Source organism: Rhodococcus sp. MSC1_016 (genome assembly GCF_023667485.2).
Lineage (GTDB): Bacteria > Actinomycetota > Actinomycetes > Mycobacteriales > Mycobacteriaceae > Rhodococcus_F > Rhodococcus_F oxybenzonivorans.
Map to the genome: position 1 here is coordinate 5,050,641 of NZ_JAMOZI020000001.1, position 18,714 is coordinate 5,069,354.

19 protein-coding genes are annotated in these 18,714 nt (G+C 65.1%); 16 read left to right on the forward strand and 3 right to left on the reverse strand.

Features of this window, described 5'->3' with window-relative positions; translation table 11 throughout:
- The first annotated feature begins 5 nt into the window (after window positions 1-5).
- The 4 genes from rfbA (at window position 6) to L1080_RS23590 (ending at window position 3,158) form a co-directional block, all read left to right on the forward strand.
- On the forward strand, window positions 6-881 hold the full coding sequence (gene rfbA, locus L1080_RS23575; protein ID WP_159918836.1) for a glucose-1-phosphate thymidylyltransferase RfbA: 876 nt from the start codon (window positions 6-8) through the stop codon (window positions 879-881).
- Between the two features lies 1 nt (window position 882).
- Window positions 883-1,473, forward strand: a complete 591-nt coding sequence (locus L1080_RS23580; RefSeq protein ID WP_250765530.1) for a dTDP-4-dehydrorhamnose 3,5-epimerase family protein — start codon at window positions 883-885, stop codon at window positions 1,471-1,473.
- A 76-nt stretch (window positions 1,474-1,549) separates the two neighbouring features.
- Window positions 1,550-2,593 (forward strand): ABC transporter substrate-binding protein, encoded by a 1,044-nt coding sequence (locus L1080_RS23585; protein WP_250765540.1) that lies wholly within the window; start codon window positions 1,550-1,552, stop codon window positions 2,591-2,593.
- A 55-nt stretch (window positions 2,594-2,648) separates the two neighbouring features.
- Window positions 2,649-3,158 carry an SRPBCC family protein gene (locus L1080_RS23590; RefSeq protein ID WP_159918833.1) on the forward strand — a complete coding sequence of 170 codons (510 nt, stop codon included), beginning with the start codon at window positions 2,649-2,651 and terminating at the stop codon, window positions 3,156-3,158.
- Window positions 3,159-3,182: 24 nt separating this feature from the next.
- Here L1080_RS23590 and L1080_RS23595 read toward each other — a convergent pair whose 3' ends face one another.
- From L1080_RS23595 to L1080_RS23605, 3 genes are all read right to left on the reverse strand, one after another.
- Window positions 3,183-3,467 carry a PLDc N-terminal domain-containing protein gene (locus L1080_RS23595; protein ID WP_250765543.1) on the reverse strand — a complete coding sequence of 95 codons (285 nt, stop codon included), beginning with the start codon at window positions 3,465-3,467 and terminating at the stop codon, window positions 3,183-3,185.
- A gap of 85 nt (window positions 3,468-3,552) precedes the next feature.
- Window positions 3,553-4,794: a reverse transcriptase family protein gene (locus tag L1080_RS23600; RefSeq protein ID WP_250765546.1), complete on the reverse strand. Its 1,242-nt coding sequence runs from the start codon at window positions 4,792-4,794 to the stop codon at window positions 3,553-3,555.
- Between the two features lie 257 nt (window positions 4,795-5,051).
- Window positions 5,052-5,711, reverse strand: a complete 660-nt coding sequence (locus tag L1080_RS23605) for a TetR/AcrR family transcriptional regulator (protein WP_159918830.1) — start codon at window positions 5,709-5,711, stop codon at window positions 5,052-5,054.
- A 145-nt stretch (window positions 5,712-5,856) separates the two neighbouring features.
- Here L1080_RS23605 and L1080_RS23610 point away from each other — a divergent pair, with 145 nt between their 5' ends.
- The 12 genes from L1080_RS23610 (at window position 5,857) to L1080_RS23665 (ending at window position 18,708) form a co-directional block, all read left to right on the forward strand.
- Entirely contained in the window at window positions 5,857-7,395 is a 1,539-nt protein-coding gene (locus L1080_RS23610; RefSeq protein ID WP_159918829.1) for a flavin-containing monooxygenase, read from the forward strand.
- The gene (locus L1080_RS23615; protein ID WP_159918828.1) at window positions 7,392-8,306 is read left to right on the forward strand and encodes a metal-dependent hydrolase; all 915 of its coding nucleotides are present in this window, start codon (window positions 7,392-7,394) and stop codon (window positions 8,304-8,306) included. The genes L1080_RS23610 and L1080_RS23615 overlap by 4 nt, the downstream gene beginning before the upstream one ends.
- 21 nt (window positions 8,307-8,327) lie before the next feature.
- Entirely contained in the window at window positions 8,328-9,422 is a 1,095-nt protein-coding gene (locus L1080_RS23620; protein ID WP_201453586.1) for a PDR/VanB family oxidoreductase, read from the forward strand.
- Window positions 9,419-9,931: an SRPBCC family protein gene (locus L1080_RS23625; protein WP_159918827.1), complete on the forward strand. Its 513-nt coding sequence runs from the start codon at window positions 9,419-9,421 to the stop codon at window positions 9,929-9,931. The genes L1080_RS23620 and L1080_RS23625 overlap by 4 nt, the downstream gene beginning before the upstream one ends.
- On the forward strand, window positions 9,928-11,412 hold the full coding sequence (locus tag L1080_RS23630; RefSeq protein WP_250765549.1) for an aldehyde dehydrogenase family protein: 1,485 nt from the start codon (window positions 9,928-9,930) through the stop codon (window positions 11,410-11,412). The genes L1080_RS23625 and L1080_RS23630 overlap by 4 nt, the downstream gene beginning before the upstream one ends.
- A 2-nt stretch (window positions 11,413-11,414) precedes the next feature.
- Window positions 11,415-12,374, forward strand: a complete 960-nt coding sequence (locus L1080_RS23635) for an SDR family oxidoreductase (RefSeq protein ID WP_250765551.1) — start codon at window positions 11,415-11,417, stop codon at window positions 12,372-12,374.
- Entirely contained in the window at window positions 12,371-14,218 is a 1,848-nt protein-coding gene (gene fadD11 / locus L1080_RS23640; RefSeq protein WP_250765555.1) for a fatty acid--CoA ligase FadD11, read from the forward strand. Before L1080_RS23635 ends, fadD11 begins: the two co-directional genes overlap by 4 nt.
- 32 nt (window positions 14,219-14,250) lie before the next feature.
- Window positions 14,251-15,420: an acyl-CoA dehydrogenase family protein gene (locus L1080_RS23645; RefSeq protein ID WP_250765558.1), complete on the forward strand. Its 1,170-nt coding sequence runs from the start codon at window positions 14,251-14,253 to the stop codon at window positions 15,418-15,420.
- A 78-nt stretch (window positions 15,421-15,498) separates the two neighbouring features.
- Window positions 15,499-15,879, forward strand: coding sequence for a helix-turn-helix domain-containing protein (locus tag L1080_RS23650; protein ID WP_159918822.1), 381 nt, complete (start codon window positions 15,499-15,501; stop codon window positions 15,877-15,879).
- Between the two features lie 273 nt (window positions 15,880-16,152).
- Complete coding sequence (locus L1080_RS23655) at window positions 16,153-16,632, forward strand: MaoC family dehydratase (RefSeq protein WP_250765560.1); 480 nt, start codon at window positions 16,153-16,155, stop codon at window positions 16,630-16,632.
- Window positions 16,629-18,320 (forward strand): PHA/PHB synthase family protein, encoded by a 1,692-nt coding sequence (locus L1080_RS23660; RefSeq protein WP_250765563.1) that lies wholly within the window; start codon window positions 16,629-16,631, stop codon window positions 18,318-18,320. Before L1080_RS23655 ends, L1080_RS23660 begins: the two co-directional genes overlap by 4 nt.
- A gap of 82 nt (window positions 18,321-18,402) precedes the next feature.
- On the forward strand, window positions 18,403-18,708 hold the full coding sequence (locus L1080_RS23665) for a hypothetical protein (protein ID WP_250765566.1): 306 nt from the start codon (window positions 18,403-18,405) through the stop codon (window positions 18,706-18,708).
- The last annotated feature ends 6 nt before the right edge of the window (window positions 18,709-18,714 follow it).

Here is an 18,714-nt window from a genome sequence, read left to right on the forward strand (position 1 = left end):
CGCACATGCGCGGAATCATTCTGGCCGGTGGCACGGGGTCGCGGCTGCATCCCATCACTCTCGGGGTAAGTAAGCAGCTGGTACCTGTCTACGACAAGCCGATGATCTACTACCCGCTCTCCACGCTGATGCTGGCCAACATCCGGGACATCCTGATCATCACCACCCCTCACGACGAAGAGCAGTTCCGTCGGCTTCTGGGCGACGGCTCCCAGTTCGGTGTCAACCTCTCGTACCTTGTTCAGAAGGAGCCGAACGGCCTCGCCCAAGCCTTCGTCCTCGGCGCCGATCACATCGGTGACCAGCCGGTCTCCCTGATTCTCGGGGACAATATCTTTTACGGACCCGGTCTCGGTTCCCGTTTGAACCGGTTCGAGAACATCGACGGCGGGGCAGTGTTCGCCTATTGGGTCTCCGACCCCAGTTCGTACGGTGTGGTGGAGTTCGACGAGCGCGGCAGTGCCACCTCTATCGAGGAGAAACCGGCCACCCCGAAGTCGAACTACTCGATTCCCGGGCTGTACTTCTACGACAACGACGTCGTCGCCATCGCGCGGGGCCTCACCCCGTCGGATCGCGGCGAGTACGAGATCACCGACGTCAACCAGGCGTACCTGCAGGCCGGGCGGTTACAGGTGGAGGTCCTGCCCCGCGGAACCGCCTGGCTCGACACCGGCACCGTCGACTCCCTCCTCGAGGCTTCGAACTTCGTCCGCACGCTCGAGCACCGGCAAGGACTGAAGATCGGCGTTCCCGAGGAGGTCGCCTGGCGGCGCGGGTTCATCACCGACACCGAATTGGCCGAGCGTGCAGCTACTCTCGGCAAGTCGGGCTACGGCGACTATCTCCTCGAAATCCTCGAACGCGGCAAGGACTGGTGACGTGGAATATCGGGAGCTGACGATCCCCGGGGCGTGGGAGATCACGCCACGACAGTTCGGTGACGACCGCGGCGTGTTCCTGGAGTGGTTCAAGGGCTCCGAGTTCGAGGCGGCTGTCGGGCACCGACTCGACCTCGCGCAGGCCAACTGCTCGGTGTCCGCTGCCGGCGTGCTGCGCGGCATCCACTTCACCGACACCCCACCCGGTCAGGCGAAATACGTCACCTGCGTCACAGGTGCGTTCCTCGACGTCATCGTCGACGTGCGCGTGGGCTCCCCCACCTTCGGGCAGTGGGATTCCGTGTTGATCGACGATGTGGACCGTCGCGCCGTGTATCTCCCGGCGGGTCTGGGCCACGCGATTCTGTCGCTCGCGGACGCGTCCACAGTGATGTACTTGTGCTCCCTCGAGTACACTCCCGAACTCGACCACGACGTCCATCCGCTCGACCCCGAACTCGCCATCGACTGGCCCGCCGTCGGACGTGACGGTTCGCCGCTGAACTTCCAGCTGTCCGGCAAGGACTCGGCCGCGCCGACGCTGATGCAGGCAGCCGAGGCCGGGGTCCTGCCGGTCTATGTGAGCTCCTGAGGTCGGGTCCGCAGCCGGATCGGCACTGGTCTACCCTCCCGAGGATAGGGTTCCCTAACTACCTCCAGGAGTTGCCATGTTCGCCGGTCGAGGCAAGCACTACGCGAGCGCACTGATGATCGGCGCGGTGTCGCTCACCCTGGTGGGGTGTTCGGGCGGCGGGGACACGGCAGCACCGTCGACGTCGCCCACAACCGGCCATGCGGAGGTCGGTGAGGTGGCCGGTGAGGTGGCCGCACCCCGGACCCTTCCGGACGGTATGGGCAGCGGCGCATCGGACGGCGAATTCCCGCGGACGGTGACCCACTTCGCCGGGGAGACCGCCGTCGACTCGGAACCGCGGCGCGTCGTCGTGATTTCCACCGGTCAGGCCGATGCCCTGCTCTCCCTGGGTGTCGTGCCCACGGCATCCACGCGAGCGGACGGCGCCGAACTCGTCCCGGAATACCTGAAGGAGGCTTATCCACAGCACCGGGTCGCGCTCGACTCCGTCGTCGACGTCGGTGCCCGGTTCACCCCCGACTTCGAGGCCATCGCACGTCTCGAACCCGACCTGATCCTGATGAACACCGCAGGCAAGGACGCCGAAACGCTGTACGGCCAGTTGTCGGCCGTCGCCCCGACGGTCGCCACCCAGGGCACCGGGGTGTACTGGAAACAGGACTTCCTTCTCGCCGCCGATGCTCTCGGACGTACAGAACAGGCACAGACCCTGCTCGACGGATATCACGCTGAGACAGCTGAATTCGGCCGCTCACTCGGAACTGCCCCGACAGTGTCCTTCACACGCCAGAACGGCAACCGGTTGCGGATCTTCGGCATTCCGTCGTTCACCGGCAGCATCGGCGAGGACGCCGGTCTCGGCCGCCCGCAGTCGCAACAGTTCGACGACACCTCCCGTGACATCAGCGAGGAGGAACTGACCGTCGCGGACGCCGACTGGCTGTTCTACGGGGTGCAGGGCGACGCCGCCACCCTGACGAACGCACCATTGTGGTCGCAGCTCGAGGCCGTGCGGTCGGGCCGGGCGATACCGGTGGACGACGACGTCTTCTACCTCAACACCGGCCCGACCGCGGCCCGGAAGGTGTTGGAGACTCTCAAAGCGCACGTGGGGTAACCGGGCCCTGCGCCGGGCGCAGCGCGGCACCGACCAGGGGTGGGAAGATGCCTGGATGACCAGCGACACGAACGAGACCGCCCCGGTACGCGAACGACTGGAAGTTCAGCGGGCGATCGCGGCGAAGCCGGCGGACATCTTCAGCGTGCTGTGCGACCCGAACGGGCACGTGGCCATCGACAGTTCCGGCATGTTGATGTCCGCCGAGGGCGAACCCGTGACCGCGGCAGGTGACAGCTTCGTCGTCCACATGGACCGTGATGCGCTGAACGACGTGGATCTCGGTCTGTACGACGTGACCGTGACGATCGAGACCTTCGTTCCCGACCGCGAGATCTCGTGGAAGGTCCTCGGCCGGATTCGCCCGCAGATCGGCCACGTGTACGGCTACCGCCTCGAGCCGATCGAGGAGGGCACGATGGTCACCTCGTTCTACGACTGGTCGTCCATCGACCCCGTCTGGCGGGACGCCGGAATCTTCCCGGTGATTTCCGAGACTGCTCTGCGCGCCACTCTGGGGATCCTCGCCCGCACCGTCGCACCCGGGTTGCCCCGGCCGCTGTAGCCGGAGTTCCGGTGGGCGGCGAGGTTACTCCTGCGGAGGCCGCCGGTACTCTCGGCGTTGCTCCTCGGCACGTTCACGGCATCGGCGCACGAACTCGGCCTCCTCCGGGTCTTCGGGCAGGCGCTCGCCGGGGTACTTCTCGGGCCGCCCCGCTACCAGCCAGAGGATCGAGCCGACGATCGGCAGGAGCAACACCACCACCAGCCAGCCGTCTTTCGACAGATTCCGGACCTCGTTTTCGTCGGTGGTGATCGCATCGGCGAAACAGAGGACCCAGAGGATGAATCCGAACAGCGCGACGTACAGCATCAGCGTTCTCCTCGCCGGCACGCCCGAACACATGGTGCGCCTCCCTCCATCGAACAACTGCCGGGTTGTCACCGCAAGGGTCGGTTCACCCCGTCCACTCGATCCGGTCAGCGAGGGCGAGCAGCGCACGCTTGCGGTTCGGGTTCGATTCCCCGATCCAGGCGATGCGCCCGTAGACGTATTCACGAAAGTGCGAGCGCCCGTCCCGGTTCTGCAGATAGGGGCCGGTGCGCAGGGAGTTGAAGAGCAGCGCACGCAGTTGGTCGTACTCCGTGCGGGCGGCCTGCGCGTGCGAGTTGACCACGAGTCCCGCCAGGTGCTGCCGTCGGTGCGCTCGCATGATCCGCGTCTTACGCAGATGTACCGAGAACCCTTCGTCCGCTGCTATCCGGCCGACGGCGGAGATCAGGCGGTCCGCCGAGAGGTCGACGCCGGAAAACGCGAGATCGTCGGCGTACCGCGTGTATTCAGCTCGGGACGATCGCGCCAGCCCGGTCAGCCGTCGATCGAGCCGATACGCGACGAGATTCGCGAGGGCCGGCGACGTCGGCGCCCCCTGCGGCAGGTGTGACCCCCGTAATCGGCTCGCCGTGTCGAACGGCAGCCGCGCGAGAACGTCCGGTGGAGTGGAGGTGGTGCAGAGTCCCGTCAGCACACGCGACACCCGTGGCGGATATCCGAGGGAGTCGAAAACCGCCCGCACGCGAGCCTGGCAAATCGACGGAAAGAACGCGCGCAGATCGATCCGCACCACCACATCTCGACCCGTATGCGGGGCCGCGAACGTGTGAACGCTGCGCCCGGGCACGAAGCCGTGCGCGGCGGCATGCGGAGGTACTCGATCGAGGAGACCCCGCAGGATTCGGCGCTGCACCTCGCGGAGCCGTTCCTTGGGTGCTTCGAGCAGTCGGTGATCCGACCGTATTCGGTAGCGGTAGTGCTGCAGGGTAGGCGCCTTGTTCCGCAGCCACTCACCCGAATCGGCGAACCAATCCAATTCCGCCGGGGTGAGACCGACCGCCTGCGCCACCGCGACCGTGTGGGTCCACTTCGGAACGTCGAACCTCCATTCGCGGTCAGGTTGCTCTACCACCGGAGCGGGCTCGTCGATGTGCGGCAGTTCCGACAGCAACCGGTACACGCTGTCGACCCCCTCCACCGGAGGAGTGGGCAGAAGGTCGAACAATCGTGTTGCGATCCGGTCGGCGTCCGGGGTGCCGATCTCCTCGAACCGCTGGGCAATCCCGGCTCGCGTCCAGGAACCCGACGTCGCCACCGCGGCGAGGCGACGCGCCACAGCCGGGGACAGGGCGCGACGCCCTGTCATGCGTGCGACGGTGAGAGGCGACCGATACCTGTCGTCTGCGGCGCGCCGAAGCACGCGGAGCGTGCGGTCGTGCGTCGGACGGTGCCTCCGGTGAACAATGCCGAGCCAGGGGTTACCCCTGACGTGGTCGCAGCCGGCGTACCGGCTACCCCACTCTCACCTCTGCACCGCCGCACCCCGTGAGGATGCCATACCGTTCAGGCGCTTTCACGACGTTTCCGGCGCGGACGCGATAGCAACCTACACCGAGTCCTGAATTACGGGCGCCCTGCCGGCGTGCTGTCGACGCCGATCTGCGCCTCGATCACCCGCGAGACGTGCTCGACTATGCGCCGCTTGGAGATTCGTGAACTTCCGGTGAGCCAGTGCTGATACAGGAACGCGAGAGCACCGAAGATGGCGATCGAGTTGAGCGCGATCGTGGTGGAGTCGTGTTCGGCGCCGCCGGCCAACGTTTCCAGCGACGCCGCGATCGGCGCGGTGAACTCCTTCACCAGCTGCTCGCCGCGCTGCGCAAGCTCCGGAACGCTCTGGGACTCGACGAACATGATCCGTCCCCGACGTCGGTCGGTGGCCACGTAGTCGGTGAAGGACCGCACGACGTGTCTGATGAGATCCCGGGGTTCCGACGGGGACGTGCGTAGTGCGGCGATCAAGGTGTCCCGGGCCCCGAGGACGACCCGATCCAGGACGGCGACCAGCAGTTCGTCTCTGTTCTTGAAGCTCTCGTAGAAGTATCTCTCGGTGAGACCGGCTCGACGGCAGGTGGCGCGCATCGTCGTCGCGGCAGCACCCTCCGTGCCCATGATGTCCAGACCGGCCTCGATCAGCTGCTCATGACGTGCGGCCCGGCGATCCTCGGGCTCGCGGCCCCGCCATTTCCGGGGCGCGCCGCGAGCGGTCTCGGTCTCGGTCATGCCTCCATCGTCTCATTACCGCGCACCCGGGAACCTTTCGACGGGATCGCTCGAACACAATGTTGACATCAGCTGCTGTTGACATTGGTTGATGTCACTTCTACTGTCAGGTCACACGGCGGCATCGACGAGGAGGACGCGGCACATGGTCAGCTCTGCACAATCGATTTCCAGCCCGGTCGACGACGACGCTCGCGAGAAGGTCCACGTACTCGTCATCGGCGCAGGCTTCGGTGGCCTGGGAACGGCGATGAAGCTGAAACAAGCCGGTATCGACGATTTCGTCGTGCTCGAGCGAGCGAGCGAGATCGGTGGAACCTGGCAGGTCAACACCTACCCGGGCGCACAGTGCGACATCCCGTCGATCCTGTACTCGTTCTCGTTCGCGCCGAATCCGAACTGGACGAGGCTCTACCCATTGCAGCCCGAGATCCACGACTACCTGCGTGCCTGCGCCGAGGACTTCGGAATAGTGCCGCACCTGCGCCTGAACCACGAGGTACGGGAGGCGACCTGGGACGATGCTGCCCAGGTCTGGCACGTGGCGACGAATCAAGGCCGCTGGGAGGCCCGCATTCTGGTGGGGGCCATGGGACCCTTCAGTGAACCGGCGGTCCCGGACCTACCCGGACTCGACAGCTTCGACGGCGCGGTGTTCCACTCGGCAGCCTGGGATCACGGGCACGATCTGGCCGGCGAGAGAGTTGCCGTCGTCGGAACGGGCGCGTCGGCAGTGCAGATCGTCCCCCGGATTCAGCCGATCGCCCGGTCGATGACGGTGTTCCAGCGGACTCCGACCTGGATACTCCCGCATCCCGACCAGCCGATGACCGGTTGGCCGCGAAGACTTTTCGAACGTGTACCGCTCTCGCAGCGACTGGCACGGACTGGACTCGATCTGGTGCAGGAGGCGATGGTTCCGGGGTTCGTCTACCGGCCCGCACTGCTGAAAGGTCTGGCTGCGCTCGGTCGCGCGCACTTGAATCGCCAGGTCCGAGACCCGGAACTGCGACGCGCACTCACTCCCACGTATGCCTTCGGGTGTAAACGTCCGACATTCTCCAACGCCTACTACCCCGCTCTGGCACAACCGAACGTCGACGTGGTCACCGCGGGAATACGGGAAGTGCGACCGGGCGGAATCGTGACCGCCGACGGCACACTGCACGAACTCGACACGATCGTGATGGGCACCGGCTTCAAGCTGACCGACAACCCGGCCTTCGACGTGGTCCGCGGGCGGGACGGCCGCACGTTGGCCGAGGCCTGGAACGGCAATGCCCGCGCATATCTCGGCACGACGATCAGCGGCTTCCCCAACTTCTTCATGCTTCTCGGCCCCAATTCCGTCACATACACCTCGCAAGTGGTGACAATCGAGGCCCAGGTGGAGTACATCCTCAGCGCTCTCCGGCAGATGGACGCGCAGGGCATGACGAGCATCGACATCCGCCCCGAGGTGCAGCAGGCGTTCGTCGACGACGTGGACAGGCGTTTGCAGAAGTCGGTGTGGAATGTCGGCGGCTGTACCAGCTACTACCTGAGCGGTGCGGGCCGCAACTTCACCTTCTATCCGGGGTTCAACCACAGCTTCCGGGCGCGCACCCGGCGGGCGGACCTCGCCCAATACGTCACCCGAAGAGCAGGAACCCCGTCACACCCGACCGTGAGGACAGCAGGATGATGACTTTTCCCCGAATCGGCCGGAAACCGGTGGTCGACCCCGCGGGCGCGCGCCGGTACACCGACGAGTCTCACGCGATCACCGCCCGCGACGTCGAATTCACCTGGGAGGGAGTGCCTTTGCACTACGTTCCCGGCGAGCCGATGACCACGCACGTCATCAACTTCATGCACCTGGTCCTTCCAGAAGGTGAGCGGGCGATGTCCGCGACCCTTGCCGAGGCACTGCCCCTGATCGAGGACGAACGACTCCACGAGGAAGTGGTGGGTTTCATCGGCCAGGAGGCAACCCACGCCACCTCGCACAAGGGCGCGCGCGAGCATCTCGCGGAACTCGGCATGGACATCGGGCCGATGGCGCGCAAAATGGACTGGCTCGTCGATCGAATTCTGGGTGACCGTGGGTTGTCCGGCCGGGCGAAGCGGGCATGGTTGTGCGAGCGCCTGGGCCTGTTCGCTGCGATGGAGCACTACACCGCCGTCGTCGGTGAGTGGTTGCTGACCGACCCCGCGCTCGAGAGGGCAGGGATGCACCCGGTGATGCTGGACATGGTCCGGTGGCACGGAGCAGAAGAGGTCGAGCATCGCAATGTCGCCTTCGACGCCTTCATGTACGTGGACGGCAGCTACGCCCGGCGGGTGCGCACCGCCCTGATTGCCAGTTTTACCTTGATCCTGCTCTTCCTGACCTCGATGAACTACCTGTTCCGCGCGGACCCGTCGACGGACAAGGGCCGTTTCTGGCCGTTGCAGCTGATCAGCGCGATCAGACGCGGATTGGTACCCAACATCACCTTCCTGGTGACGGAGATTCCGCCGTACCTGCGCCCCAGCTTCCACCCGTCGCAGATCGGCGACATGGACGTCGCGATGCGCTACCTCGCGCAGTCCCCTGCCGCCAACCGCTCCTAGCGAGAAAGACCACTCATCATGATGACCACCTCGGAACGGGCATCGGGGCCGGACTCCCCCGCCCGCGAGTTCGAGCCCACCCGCGCACTCCGGTTGGCGGCTCGGGCAACCGTCGCCTACCGGACCGTCTTCGCGGCCAGTCGCGCCGCCTCGTGGCTGTCGCGTCCGAAGCCGGTGCGCAACACAGGTTTCGACATGAGTCTCGTGATCGAGCAGGTGAGAGCCGAGGCGGAGGGCGTCATCGGCGTGACCTTGGCGTCGCCGGAAGGACATGCGTTGCCGTCCTGGATTCCGGGCGCGCACCTCGACCTCTTCCTACCGTCCGGCCGGCAGCGTCAGTACTCCTTGTGCGGTGACCCCGACGATCTGTCGTCGTACCGCATCGCCGTCCGCCGCATCGACGGCGGACTGGGCGGTTCGGCGGAGGTCCACGATTCGCTCGAGGCCGGGGATGTCGTCACCGTACGCGGTCCGCGCAACGCCTTTCCGTTGGTTGCTGCGGACTCGTACCTGTTCGTCGCGGGCGGAATCGGCATCACGCCGATCCTGCCGATGGTGAAAAAGTGCCACGCGCGCGGACGACCCTGGCGGCTTGTTTATCTGGGCCGCTCGCGCGACACCATGCCGTTTCTCGACGAACTCGCGCGGTATGCCGGTTGTGTGGAGGTCCGGCCCGACGACGAGAACGGTCAACCCGATATCACCGAGATCCTCACCACCGCAGCCCCTGGCGCAGCCGTCTACCTGTGTGGACCACCGCCGCTGACGAGCACCGCGCGTCGTGTGATGGGTCAGCTCAATCCCACCGGTTCCCTTCACACCGAACGGTTTTCGGCTCTGCCGGTGGTCGGCGGGCAGGAGTTCGACGTACACCTCGCCCAGCGGGGAACGACTGTGTCGGTGGGCGCCGACGAAACCGCGCTGGCCGCGATCCGCCGGGAAGTACCGGGTGTCGCCTACTCGTGCCAGCAGGGCTTCTGCGGTACCTGTCGAGTGCGGGTTCTGGCCGGAGATGTCGAGCACCGCGACCGCACGCTGACGGACGCCGAGCGACAGGACTCGATGCTGATCTGCCTGTCACGCTCGGCCGGTGGATCTCTGGTGATCGACCTGTGACGCGCTGGTACCCACTCGCCGCCGCCGACGACGAGTTCCTGCAGACCGCCAGATTCCGCATCGTGCACGTCGCCTACCTGTCGACGGACCCTGCGCACGTGTGGAGTGTCCTCACCGCCCACGACGCACTGGTGTCCTGGTCGCGGCTGATCACGGCGAGCGACTGGACCTCGCATCGGCCCTTCGGTATCGGCACCACCAGAACCGTGACGCTCGGACACGGGGCCGCCGCCCTGAGAGAACGCTTCTACCGCTGGGAGGAGGGCAGACGCATCACGTTCACCGCCGAAAGCGCGTCCAGGCCCGGATTCCGGCGGTTCGCCGAAGACATCAGCCTCGACGCGCACCCCGACGGCACCCGGCTCACCTGGACCTTCGCGATGGAGGCCGCACCCGGGCTCACGCCCTTCCTCGCGCTGTCCCTGCCACTGCTGCGCCGGGTGACGCGCGGATGGGCGCGCGGCCTCGCCCACAAGGCACTCGACCACCCGAAGGGCGCGACCCGATGACCACTACCACGCCGGCACCTGCCACATTCGAGGTGACCAGTCCGGCCACGGGACAGGTGGTAGGCGTTCACCCCCTCGGCTCGACCCGCGACGTCGAGGACGCCGTAGCCCGTGCGCGTGGCGCCGCCGACTGGTGGGCATCACTGGGATTCGCTGAACGGGCCCGCAGGCTCGATGCCTGGCGTGGCATCATCGCCCGGCGGGCAACGGAACTCGCAGACCTCGTCCACCGGGAGATGGGGAAGCCACCCGCAGACGCGATGCTCGAGATCGCGATGGCGTTGGAGCACCTCGCGTGGGCGGCGAAGAATTCCGGCAAGGTACTGGGGCGTCGCTCGGTACGCTCGAGCGCGCTCACCGTCAACCAATCGGCCAGCGTCGAATACCTTCCCCTCGGCGTGGTCGGTGTGATCGGGCCGTGGAACTACCCCGTCTTCACTCCACTCGGGTCGCTGTCGTTCGCCCTCGCAGCCGGAAACACGGTGGTCTACAAGCCCAGCGAGTACACCCCGGGCGTAGGCGTGTGGCTGATCGAGGCTTTCACCGAAGCGGTACCGGAATTTCCAGTGCTGCAGGTCGTTACCGGAGATGGTTCGACCGGCGCCGCGCTGTGCCGGTCAAAGGTGAACAAGATCGGATTCACCGGATCCACTGCGACCGGCAAGAAAGTAATGGCCGCGTGCGCCGAATCGCTCACCCCCGTCCTGATGGAATGCGGCGGCAAGGACGCCCTGATCGTCAACGCCGACGCAGACGTCGATTCTGCCGCTGACGCCGCTGTGTGGGGCGGGCTGTCCAATGCCGGGCAAACCTGCCTCGGGGTCGAGCGGGTATACGTGCACGACAAGGTATTCGACGAGTTCGTCGATCAGGTCGTTACCCTCGCCTCCCGCATTCGCGCCGGTTCCGACACGGATGCGCACATCGGCCCGATGACGATGCCCTCGCAGGTCGACGTGATCCGTCGCCACATCGACGATGCGCTCGACAAGGGCGGGCGGGCGGTTCTCGGCGGGCCCGACGCCGTGGAGGGCCGGTTCGTGCAACCCACCGTTCTCGTGGACGTGCCGGAGGACAGCATCGCGGTCACCGAGGAAACCTTCGGCCCCACCTTTGTCGTGTCGAGGGTCCGAAACATGGACGAGGCTGTGGAACGGGCCAACGCGAGCCGATACGGCCTGGGTGTCAGCGTTTTCTCCCGGAAGCACGGCGAGGACATCGCACGGCGAATTCGCACCGGCGCCGTCTCCGTCAATTCCTACGTTCTCTACGCGGCCGTTCCCGGTCTGCCCCTGGGCGGTGTCGATGATTCCGGATTCGGTCGGGTCCACGGCGCGGACGGCCTGAGGGAATTCACTTTCCCACGGGCGATGACCAGACAGCGATTCCCGTCCGTGCTGCCGCTCACGACATTTCGGCGTACACGCCTGGTGGACTCTCTCGTCCGCGTCCTCATCACCGTGCTTCACGGAAGGAACTGACGATGGCGATCTTCGAGAAACGAACTGCATACGCTCGCACGTTGCGCGACCTGGGCCTGCCGTTACCCGGGAAGGGGGCTGAGTACGACGTCGCCGGCAAGGTCGTCCTGATCACCGGCGGGGGCGACGGCATCGGACTGGCCTCGGCGCGCGCGCTGCACGCCCGCGGCGCAACCGTCGCACTGATCGATAACAATCCAGCGGCCCTCACCGACGCCGACTGCGCACTGGGACAGGAACGGGTCCTGACTCTCATGGCCGACGTCCGCGACCGGGCCGGCATGAACGCAGCCGTGCGGGACGTGATCGAACAGACCGGGCGGCTCGACGTCGTCGTCGCGAACGCCGGTGTGACACCGCCACCGGGCACTCTCCGCCGAATCGACCCCGCCGCTTTCGACCGGGTCATCGACATCAACATCACCGGAGTGTTCAACACCATTCGTCCGGCCGTCGACGAAGTGATCGAACGACGTGGTCACATCGTCGTGGTGTCGTCCGCGGCCGCGTTCGCGCCCGGCCTCGGCGGGGCGTCGTACATGATCAGCAAGGCCGCCGTCGAGCAACTCGGCCGCGCCCTGCGCCTCGAACTCGCAGGTTACGGCGCCTCCGCCGGTGTCGCCTACTTCGGCATGGTCGACACCCAACTGGCACGCGCAACCCTGGACGACGACGAGCTCGGCCGAAAACTCGACGCCCGCCTGCCGCGGCCGTTGCGCCGCCGCATCAGTGCCGAGGACGCCGCGACCGTCATCGCCGACGCCATCGCCCGCCGTGCCGGCCGCACCCTGGCACCCGCGGCCTGGCAACCGTGGGCGCTCGGACGCGGACTGGTGAATGTCCTCGCCGACGGTTACCTCGTCGCCGACCGCGACTGCCACGAACTCATCCGTGAACTCGACGCCCGACCCGCCACCTCCACCACTCCCGGATCACCCACCGCCAGCAGGAAGATGCCATGACCCCGACTCGAGCTCCGATCACCCTGTGCGAGGCCTTCCAACGCGTCGCAGCCATCGCCCCCGACTCGGTCGCACTCCGGACCGTGGGCGGCAACGAAGTACTCACCTGGCGGGACTACGCGGAACAGGTACGGGACGTGGCGGCCGGGTTCGCCGGGCTCGGCGTCGGACGCGGGGACACCGTGGCACTCATGATGGGAAACCGCCTCGACTTCTACCCGGTGGACGTGGGTGCCCAACACGTCGGTGCCACCTCGTTCTCGATCTACAACACCTCACCGCCGGACGCCATCGCCCATGTCCTCCGCAACGCGGGAGCGAAAGTGGTCGTGTGCGAGGCGCAGTACGTCGAACGGATCAGAGAATCCGGCGTGCAGCCCTCGCGGATCGTCGTCGTCGATGTCGACTCGGGGAGCGCACCCACCGGAACCCTCTCGCTGGACCAGATGAAAACTCTGCGTCCCGCTGACTTCGACTTCGCCTCGGCCTGGCGAGCCGTGCAACCGGACGACGTTGCCACGCTCATCTACACCTCGGGGACCACCGGAAAGCCCAAGGGCGTCGAATCGACCCACGCCGCATTACTGTTCGAGGCCGGCGCAGTGCGCGAGATCCTGCCGATCGAATTCGGCGACCGGATCACCTCGTTCATGCCCTCCGCGCACATCGCCGACCGGATGACCTGCCTCTACTTCCAGATGGTCTTCGGCACCGAAATCACCGTTGTCGAGGACATCTCGCAGATCGCCGCCGCCCTCCCCGATTGCCGGCCGACCATCTGGGGTGCAGTCCCACGCGTCTGGGAAAAGCTCCAGGTCGCAGTGGAGCGGGCGGTAGCCGACGAGCCGGAGGAAACTCGGCGCCAGGGATTGCAATGGGGCCTCGCGGTGGGCGCCCGCCGGTTTGCAATGCTGCGGGCAGGCCAACCCGTACCCGAGGAACTCGAAGCCGAATTCGTTTCTGCAGAAACGCGAGTGCTGGCACCTCTGCGGGCGCAACTCGGATTCGACGCCCTCCGGTGGGCCGTATCGGGCGCGGCCCCCATCCCCGCTGACACCCTGGCATTCTTCGGCTCTCTCGGTCTCAACATCTCGGAAATCTGGGGCATGTCGGAACTGACGTGCATCGCGAGCGCCGCCGCGGCGGACCCCACCAGACTGGGAACGGTCGGCAGAATCATCCCCGGCATGGAGATGCGGATCGCCGACGACGGCGAACTCCTCGTCCGAGGCCCGCTGGTCATGAAGGGCTACCGGGGTGAGCCGGGGAAAACAGCGGAGGCAGTCGACGCGGACGGCTGGCTGTCCACGGGAGATGTGGTGACCGTCGACGACGACGGATATCTCACCATCATCGACCGGAAGAAGGAGTTGATCATCAACTCATCGGGCAAGAACATGTCGCCGGCCGGGATCGAGAATGCAATCAAGGCCCAATCCTCGCTCATCGGGAACGTGTCCACCATCGGTGACGCGCGGCCGTACAACACCGCGCTGATCACGTTGGACCCCGACGGCGCAGCCGGCTACGCGGCACAGCTTCACGTGGAGGCGGATGCCGCGACTCTGGCAGCACACCCCGCTGTCATTGCCGTGGTTGCCGACGCGGTCGCGGCAGGAAACAGCCGCCTCTCACGGGTAGAGCAGATCAAGAAGTTCATTGTTCTGCCCTCTTTCTGGGAGCCCGGCAGTGACGAATTGACTCTCACCATGAAGCTGCGACGCACGCCCATCGCCGCAAAATACGCGCCCGAGATCGAAAACCTCTACGCCCAGCCCGTGCCTGAGGGCGTCCAGGTAGCCGCGCTGCACCGGGCGGACGCTGTGCCCGCAGTCGCAGGCTGAGGGCAACTCTCCACCGATGTCGAAAGAAGACGATGACCATCTCTCCCGCTTCCACACTGACGAACTCCGCCTGGATCGACGAGGACCTCGGCGCCGTAGCCGAACTCGCACGCAACTTTTTCGCCAGGGAGGTGACTCCGCACCAATCCCGCTTCGCGCAGCAAGGCTTTCCCGACCGGGAGGTCTACCGCACTCTTGGTGACCTGGGCCTGTCGGGCATGTCGATTCCCGCCGAATACGGGGGTGGCGGGGGCACTTTCGCGCACGACGCTGTTCTGTTCCATGAACAGGTTCTGGCCGGTGACCATTCGCTTCAGCTGGGCGTGCATTCGGGAATAGTCCCGCACTACCTGAACGCCTACGGGACCGAAGACCAGAAATTGCGGTGGTTGCCCCGCCTCACGAGTGGCGAATGGGTGGGTGCGATCGCCATGACCGAACCCGGAACCGGATCTGACCTCCAGAGCATCACGACCAAAGCGGTGCGGGACGGCGACGACTACCTCCTCACCGGTACCAAAACCTTCATCTCGAACGGCTACAACTGTGATCTGGTGATCGTCGCCGCCAAGACCGACACCGCACTCGGCGCGAAAGGAGTGTCGCTGATCGTCGCCGAAGTCGACGACAACACTCCGGGTTTTACGCGGGGACGAATCTTCGACAAGGTGGGACAGAAAGGGCAGGACACCACCGAACTGTTCTTCGACGGCGTCCGAGTGCCCGCCGAGAATCTCCTCGGTCCGACCGAGGGTGCCGGCTTCGTCCAACTGATGCAGCAGCTTCCCCAGGAACGATTGATCTGCGGTGTTGCCGCAGTCGCTGCGATCGAACGAGCGGTCGCCCTCACCGTGGAGTACGCGAAGTCCCGGACGATGTTCGGCAAGACCCTGTTCGACCTGCAGAACACCCGCTTCGAACTGGCCGAATGCGCCACAATCGCCCGGGTGTCGCGCACCTTCCTCGACGACTGCATCGTCAAGCATCTCCGCGGTGAGCTCGACGTCGCCACCGCCGCAATGGCCAAATACTGGCTCACCGACCAGCAGTGCTCCGTGATCGACCGCTGCGTACAGCTTTTCGGGGGATACGGCTACATCCTCGAATACCCCATCGCCCAGATGTACGCCGACGCCCGGATCCAGCGCATCTACGCCGGATCCAACGAGGTCATGAAGGAGCTCATCTCTCGCACGCTCTAGGCGCTCCGCGCCCGTGCGCCTTTCTGGTAGTCCCAGCTACCAGAAAGGCGCACGAGGCCGAAGGCCTAGAATGCACTCATGGATCGAGAGGCTCCGCGCGGACTGACGCTCGGTGAGTTGATCAGGCGCCAGCGGGAGATGGCCGAGCTCCCGATGCGTCAGTTGGCTGCGATGGTGGGAATTTCGAATCCGTACCTGTCACAAATCGAACGGAACCTCCGGGAGCCGAGCGACCGCGTCCTGCAGGCCATCGCCGATCAGCTTCATCTGTCCGCTGACATGCTGGTGTCGGAAGCGTCGCGAGCCCAGAAGGACTCCGCCTCGGCAGTGATAACGGCGATCCGGGAGGACCCGGACCTCACCAATGCGCAGCGTAAGGCGATCGAGGAAATGTACGAGGCCTTCCGGCAGCTCACCATCGCCAAACGGAAGCGTCCGAGCACCGGACCACAAGACTGAGTGCGTCTCGCACATCACCGACCACCCACGACTGTGTTGCATGTCACATGGACTGGTAAACATAGGTGTGACGACGAGTCCCCGCAGATAGAGACGCCGTATGGACCAGCTCGTGCAGCCATGAAAGTACGCCGACGCAACTGACCGTGCAGTATACCCCTCGGTAATATGCAGTTCAAACGTTCCTGTGTCAACGTGTGATCGGGCGCCACCGGCGCCGTCCCACTCTTCGCCTCTGCGGGATCCGCAGCAAGATCACCTCACAGGAATACCGTGCAGACAGAACACACCACCGCGCGCGCCGTCGCACTCGAAGACCTCCCCACCCTCGTCGGTACCGAACTCGGCACGTCGAGTGCCGTACAGATCACTCAGCAACAGATCAACATGTTCGCCGATGCGACGAATGATCACCAATGGATCCACACCGATCCCGAGCGCGCGAAGGAAGGTCCGCTCGGGACGACAATTGCGCACGGATTTCTCACATTGTCGTTGGCACCCAGTTTATTCTGGCAACTGATCGATGTCGTCGACAGCGAGCAGGTGATCAATTGCGGTATAGGCAATGCACGGTTCACGGCGCCCGTTCCCGTCGGTTCTCACCTGCGTTTGACCGCTGAGGTCACCACCGTGAAAGCCTGTAGGGGCGGCTATCAGGTGACGTCGGCCCTGACCATGTCCGTCGACGGCTCCGAACGTCCGGCGTGCGTGGCGGATATGACGATTCGATTTTTGGGGAGCAACGTGTGATCGACAACCTGCACAAGAAGATCGCCTCGCGGATCGACCCCATCGGCTGGGGCCCCGCGGTGGCGTCCGTCGCCGGCCGTGCAGCAAAGAATCCTCAGGCCGTCGTCGCCGCGTCGACGAACTACGCCACTCACCTCGCCCACATTCCGGCGGCTGCTGTTCGAGTGTTCAACGACGTCGACGCCCAACCTCCCGTCCCGGTCGACCCGAGCGACAAGAGGTTCGCAGACGCGGCGTGGCGCGAGAATCCCGCGTTCTTCTCTCTGCACCAAAGCTATCTCGCGACTCGTGAACTCGCGGAAGACCTCACAGAGGCGGGCGCGGGAGACGAACTACAGGACGCCAAGGCACGGCAAATCGTGAACTTGATGCTCGACGCCCTGTCGCCCACCAATTTCCCGCTCACCAATCCGGGTGTACTGACGCGCGCGTTCGACACCGGCGGGGCGAGCCTCGTTCGCGGTGCCCTTTTCGCTGCCGAGGACGTCATCAAGCGGAAGGGGCAGCCGGTGAAAGTCGATCGGGCCGCCTTCACTCTCGGTGACAACCTTGCAGCCACGCCGGGCAAAGTCGTTTTTCGCAACGACTTGATCGAAGTGATCCAGTACCAACCGCAGACCCCCTCCGTGCATGCGGTCCCGATCCTTGTCTCCCCACCGTGGATCAACAAGTACTACATACTCGATCTCGCGCCGAAACGCAGCCTCATCGAGTGGGCGGTCGCGCACGGGCGCACAGTCTTTGCGATTTCCTACCGCAATCCCGACCGGTCCATGATGGACATCACGATGGACGACTACTACCTTCGCGGGTTCGCTGCCGCCATGGACGTCGTCGAAGAGGTCACCGGTTCGGGGAAGATCGACATCCTCTCCATCTGCCTCGGTGGCGCTATGGCCGCGATGGGAGCGGCCCGTCTCGCTGCAACCGGGGACGACCGCATCAACTCACTGACGATGTTGAACACGCTGCTCGATTACAGCGAGGTCGGCGAGCTGAAGCTTCTGGTCGATCCAGACACCCTCGATCGTGTCGAGATGCGTATGCGGCGGCAGGGCTTTCTGTCCGGCGAAGAGATGAGTGGCACCTTCGACCTGATCAAGGCCAAAGAGTTGATCTTCAGCTACTGGGTCTCGCGCTGGATGAAGGGCGAAAAGCCGGCCGCGTTCGACATCCTCGCGTGGAACGAGGACAAGACCAGGATGCCCGCCACGATGCACTCCCAGTACCTGCGATCCCTCTACGGCCGAAACGAATTATCCTCTGGGGAATACGTATTGGACGGTCAGCGGCTGGATCTGACGAAGGTAACGTGCGATTCCTACATCGTCGGTGCCGTCAACGACCACATCGTGCCGTGGACCTCGTCGTATAAGAGTGTGCATCTACTCGGTGGAGACGTGCGTTTCGTCCTCACCAACGGGGGCCACATCGCCGGTGCGGTCAATCCACCGAACAACCGGTGCTTCTTCCATACCGTCGGCGCACCCGACTCGAGCGAACGCCGGACCATGCCCGCAAATCCGGCGGACTGGCAGATTTTGTCCGAGAAGCATTCCGGCTCGTGGTGGGAGGACTGGACACAGTGGTCAGCTTCTCGCGCGGGCGACATGGTGGCACCGCCGGCAATGGGCAATGCCAAGCATCCCGTCCTTGCCGAGGCCCCGGGGACGTACGTCTCTCAGTAATCAGACGACAGGTGCGTTAGCAATCAGCTTGCTAACCTGCTAATGTGCTTACTGACGTTACCCCCACCCAAGGAGTAAGAACGTGACCACAGCCAAGACAGTCACCGACGCCACCACCGCAGCGGCTGCCGGCCTCAGCAAGGCACTCGACGAATCGACCGAGCGGATCTCATCCCTCAACGAGAAAGTGGTCGACGCCGCGAAGCAGAGCGGAAACCTCTCGCTCGACACCTACGAGAAGGCCCTCGGCAGTGTCCTCGAATTCCAGGAGAAGATCGGCACCAGCAGCAACGTCGAGTGGATCAGTAGCCTCACGAAGGCACAGGTGTCCCTCGTCAACGGGCTCAGCACGGCGTTCACCGACGCCGCACGCTCAGTGCTGAAATAACGTGAC

Excerpts from the sequence above, each read along its gene's own strand:
- L1080_RS23610 (WP_159918829.1), top strand. The coding sequence starts at position 5,857 with ATGGTCAGCTCTGCACAATCGATTTCCAGCCCGGTCGACGACGACGCT.
- L1080_RS23630 (WP_250765549.1), top strand. The coding sequence starts at position 9,928 with ATGACCACTACCACGCCGGCACCTGCCACATTCGAGGTGACCAGTCCG.
- L1080_RS23650 (WP_159918822.1), top strand. The coding sequence starts at position 15,499 with ATGGATCGAGAGGCTCCGCGCGGACTGACGCTCGGTGAGTTGATCAGG.
- L1080_RS23645 (WP_250765558.1), top strand. The coding sequence starts at position 14,251 with ATGACCATCTCTCCCGCTTCCACACTGACGAACTCCGCCTGGATCGAC.
- L1080_RS23585 (WP_250765540.1), top strand. The coding sequence starts at position 1,550 with ATGTTCGCCGGTCGAGGCAAGCACTACGCGAGCGCACTGATGATCGGC.
- rfbA (WP_159918836.1), top strand. The coding sequence starts at position 6 with ATGCGCGGAATCATTCTGGCCGGTGGCACGGGGTCGCGGCTGCATCCC.
- L1080_RS23595 (WP_250765543.1), bottom strand. The coding sequence starts at position 3,467 with ATGCTGTACGTCGCGCTGTTCGGATTCATCCTCTGGGTCCTCTGTTTC.
- L1080_RS23620 (WP_201453586.1), top strand. The coding sequence starts at position 8,328 with ATGACCACCTCGGAACGGGCATCGGGGCCGGACTCCCCCGCCCGCGAG.
- L1080_RS23605 (WP_159918830.1), bottom strand. The coding sequence starts at position 5,711 with ATGACCGAGACCGAGACCGCTCGCGGCGCGCCCCGGAAATGGCGGGGC.
- L1080_RS23600 (WP_250765546.1), bottom strand. The coding sequence starts at position 4,794 with ATGACAGGGCGTCGCGCCCTGTCCCCGGCTGTGGCGCGTCGCCTCGCC.
- L1080_RS23590 (WP_159918833.1), top strand. The coding sequence starts at position 2,649 with ATGACCAGCGACACGAACGAGACCGCCCCGGTACGCGAACGACTGGAA.
- L1080_RS23635 (WP_250765551.1), top strand. The coding sequence starts at position 11,415 with ATGGCGATCTTCGAGAAACGAACTGCATACGCTCGCACGTTGCGCGAC.
- fadD11 (WP_250765555.1), top strand. The coding sequence starts at position 12,371 with ATGACCCCGACTCGAGCTCCGATCACCCTGTGCGAGGCCTTCCAACGC.
- L1080_RS23615 (WP_159918828.1), top strand. The coding sequence starts at position 7,392 with ATGATGACTTTTCCCCGAATCGGCCGGAAACCGGTGGTCGACCCCGCG.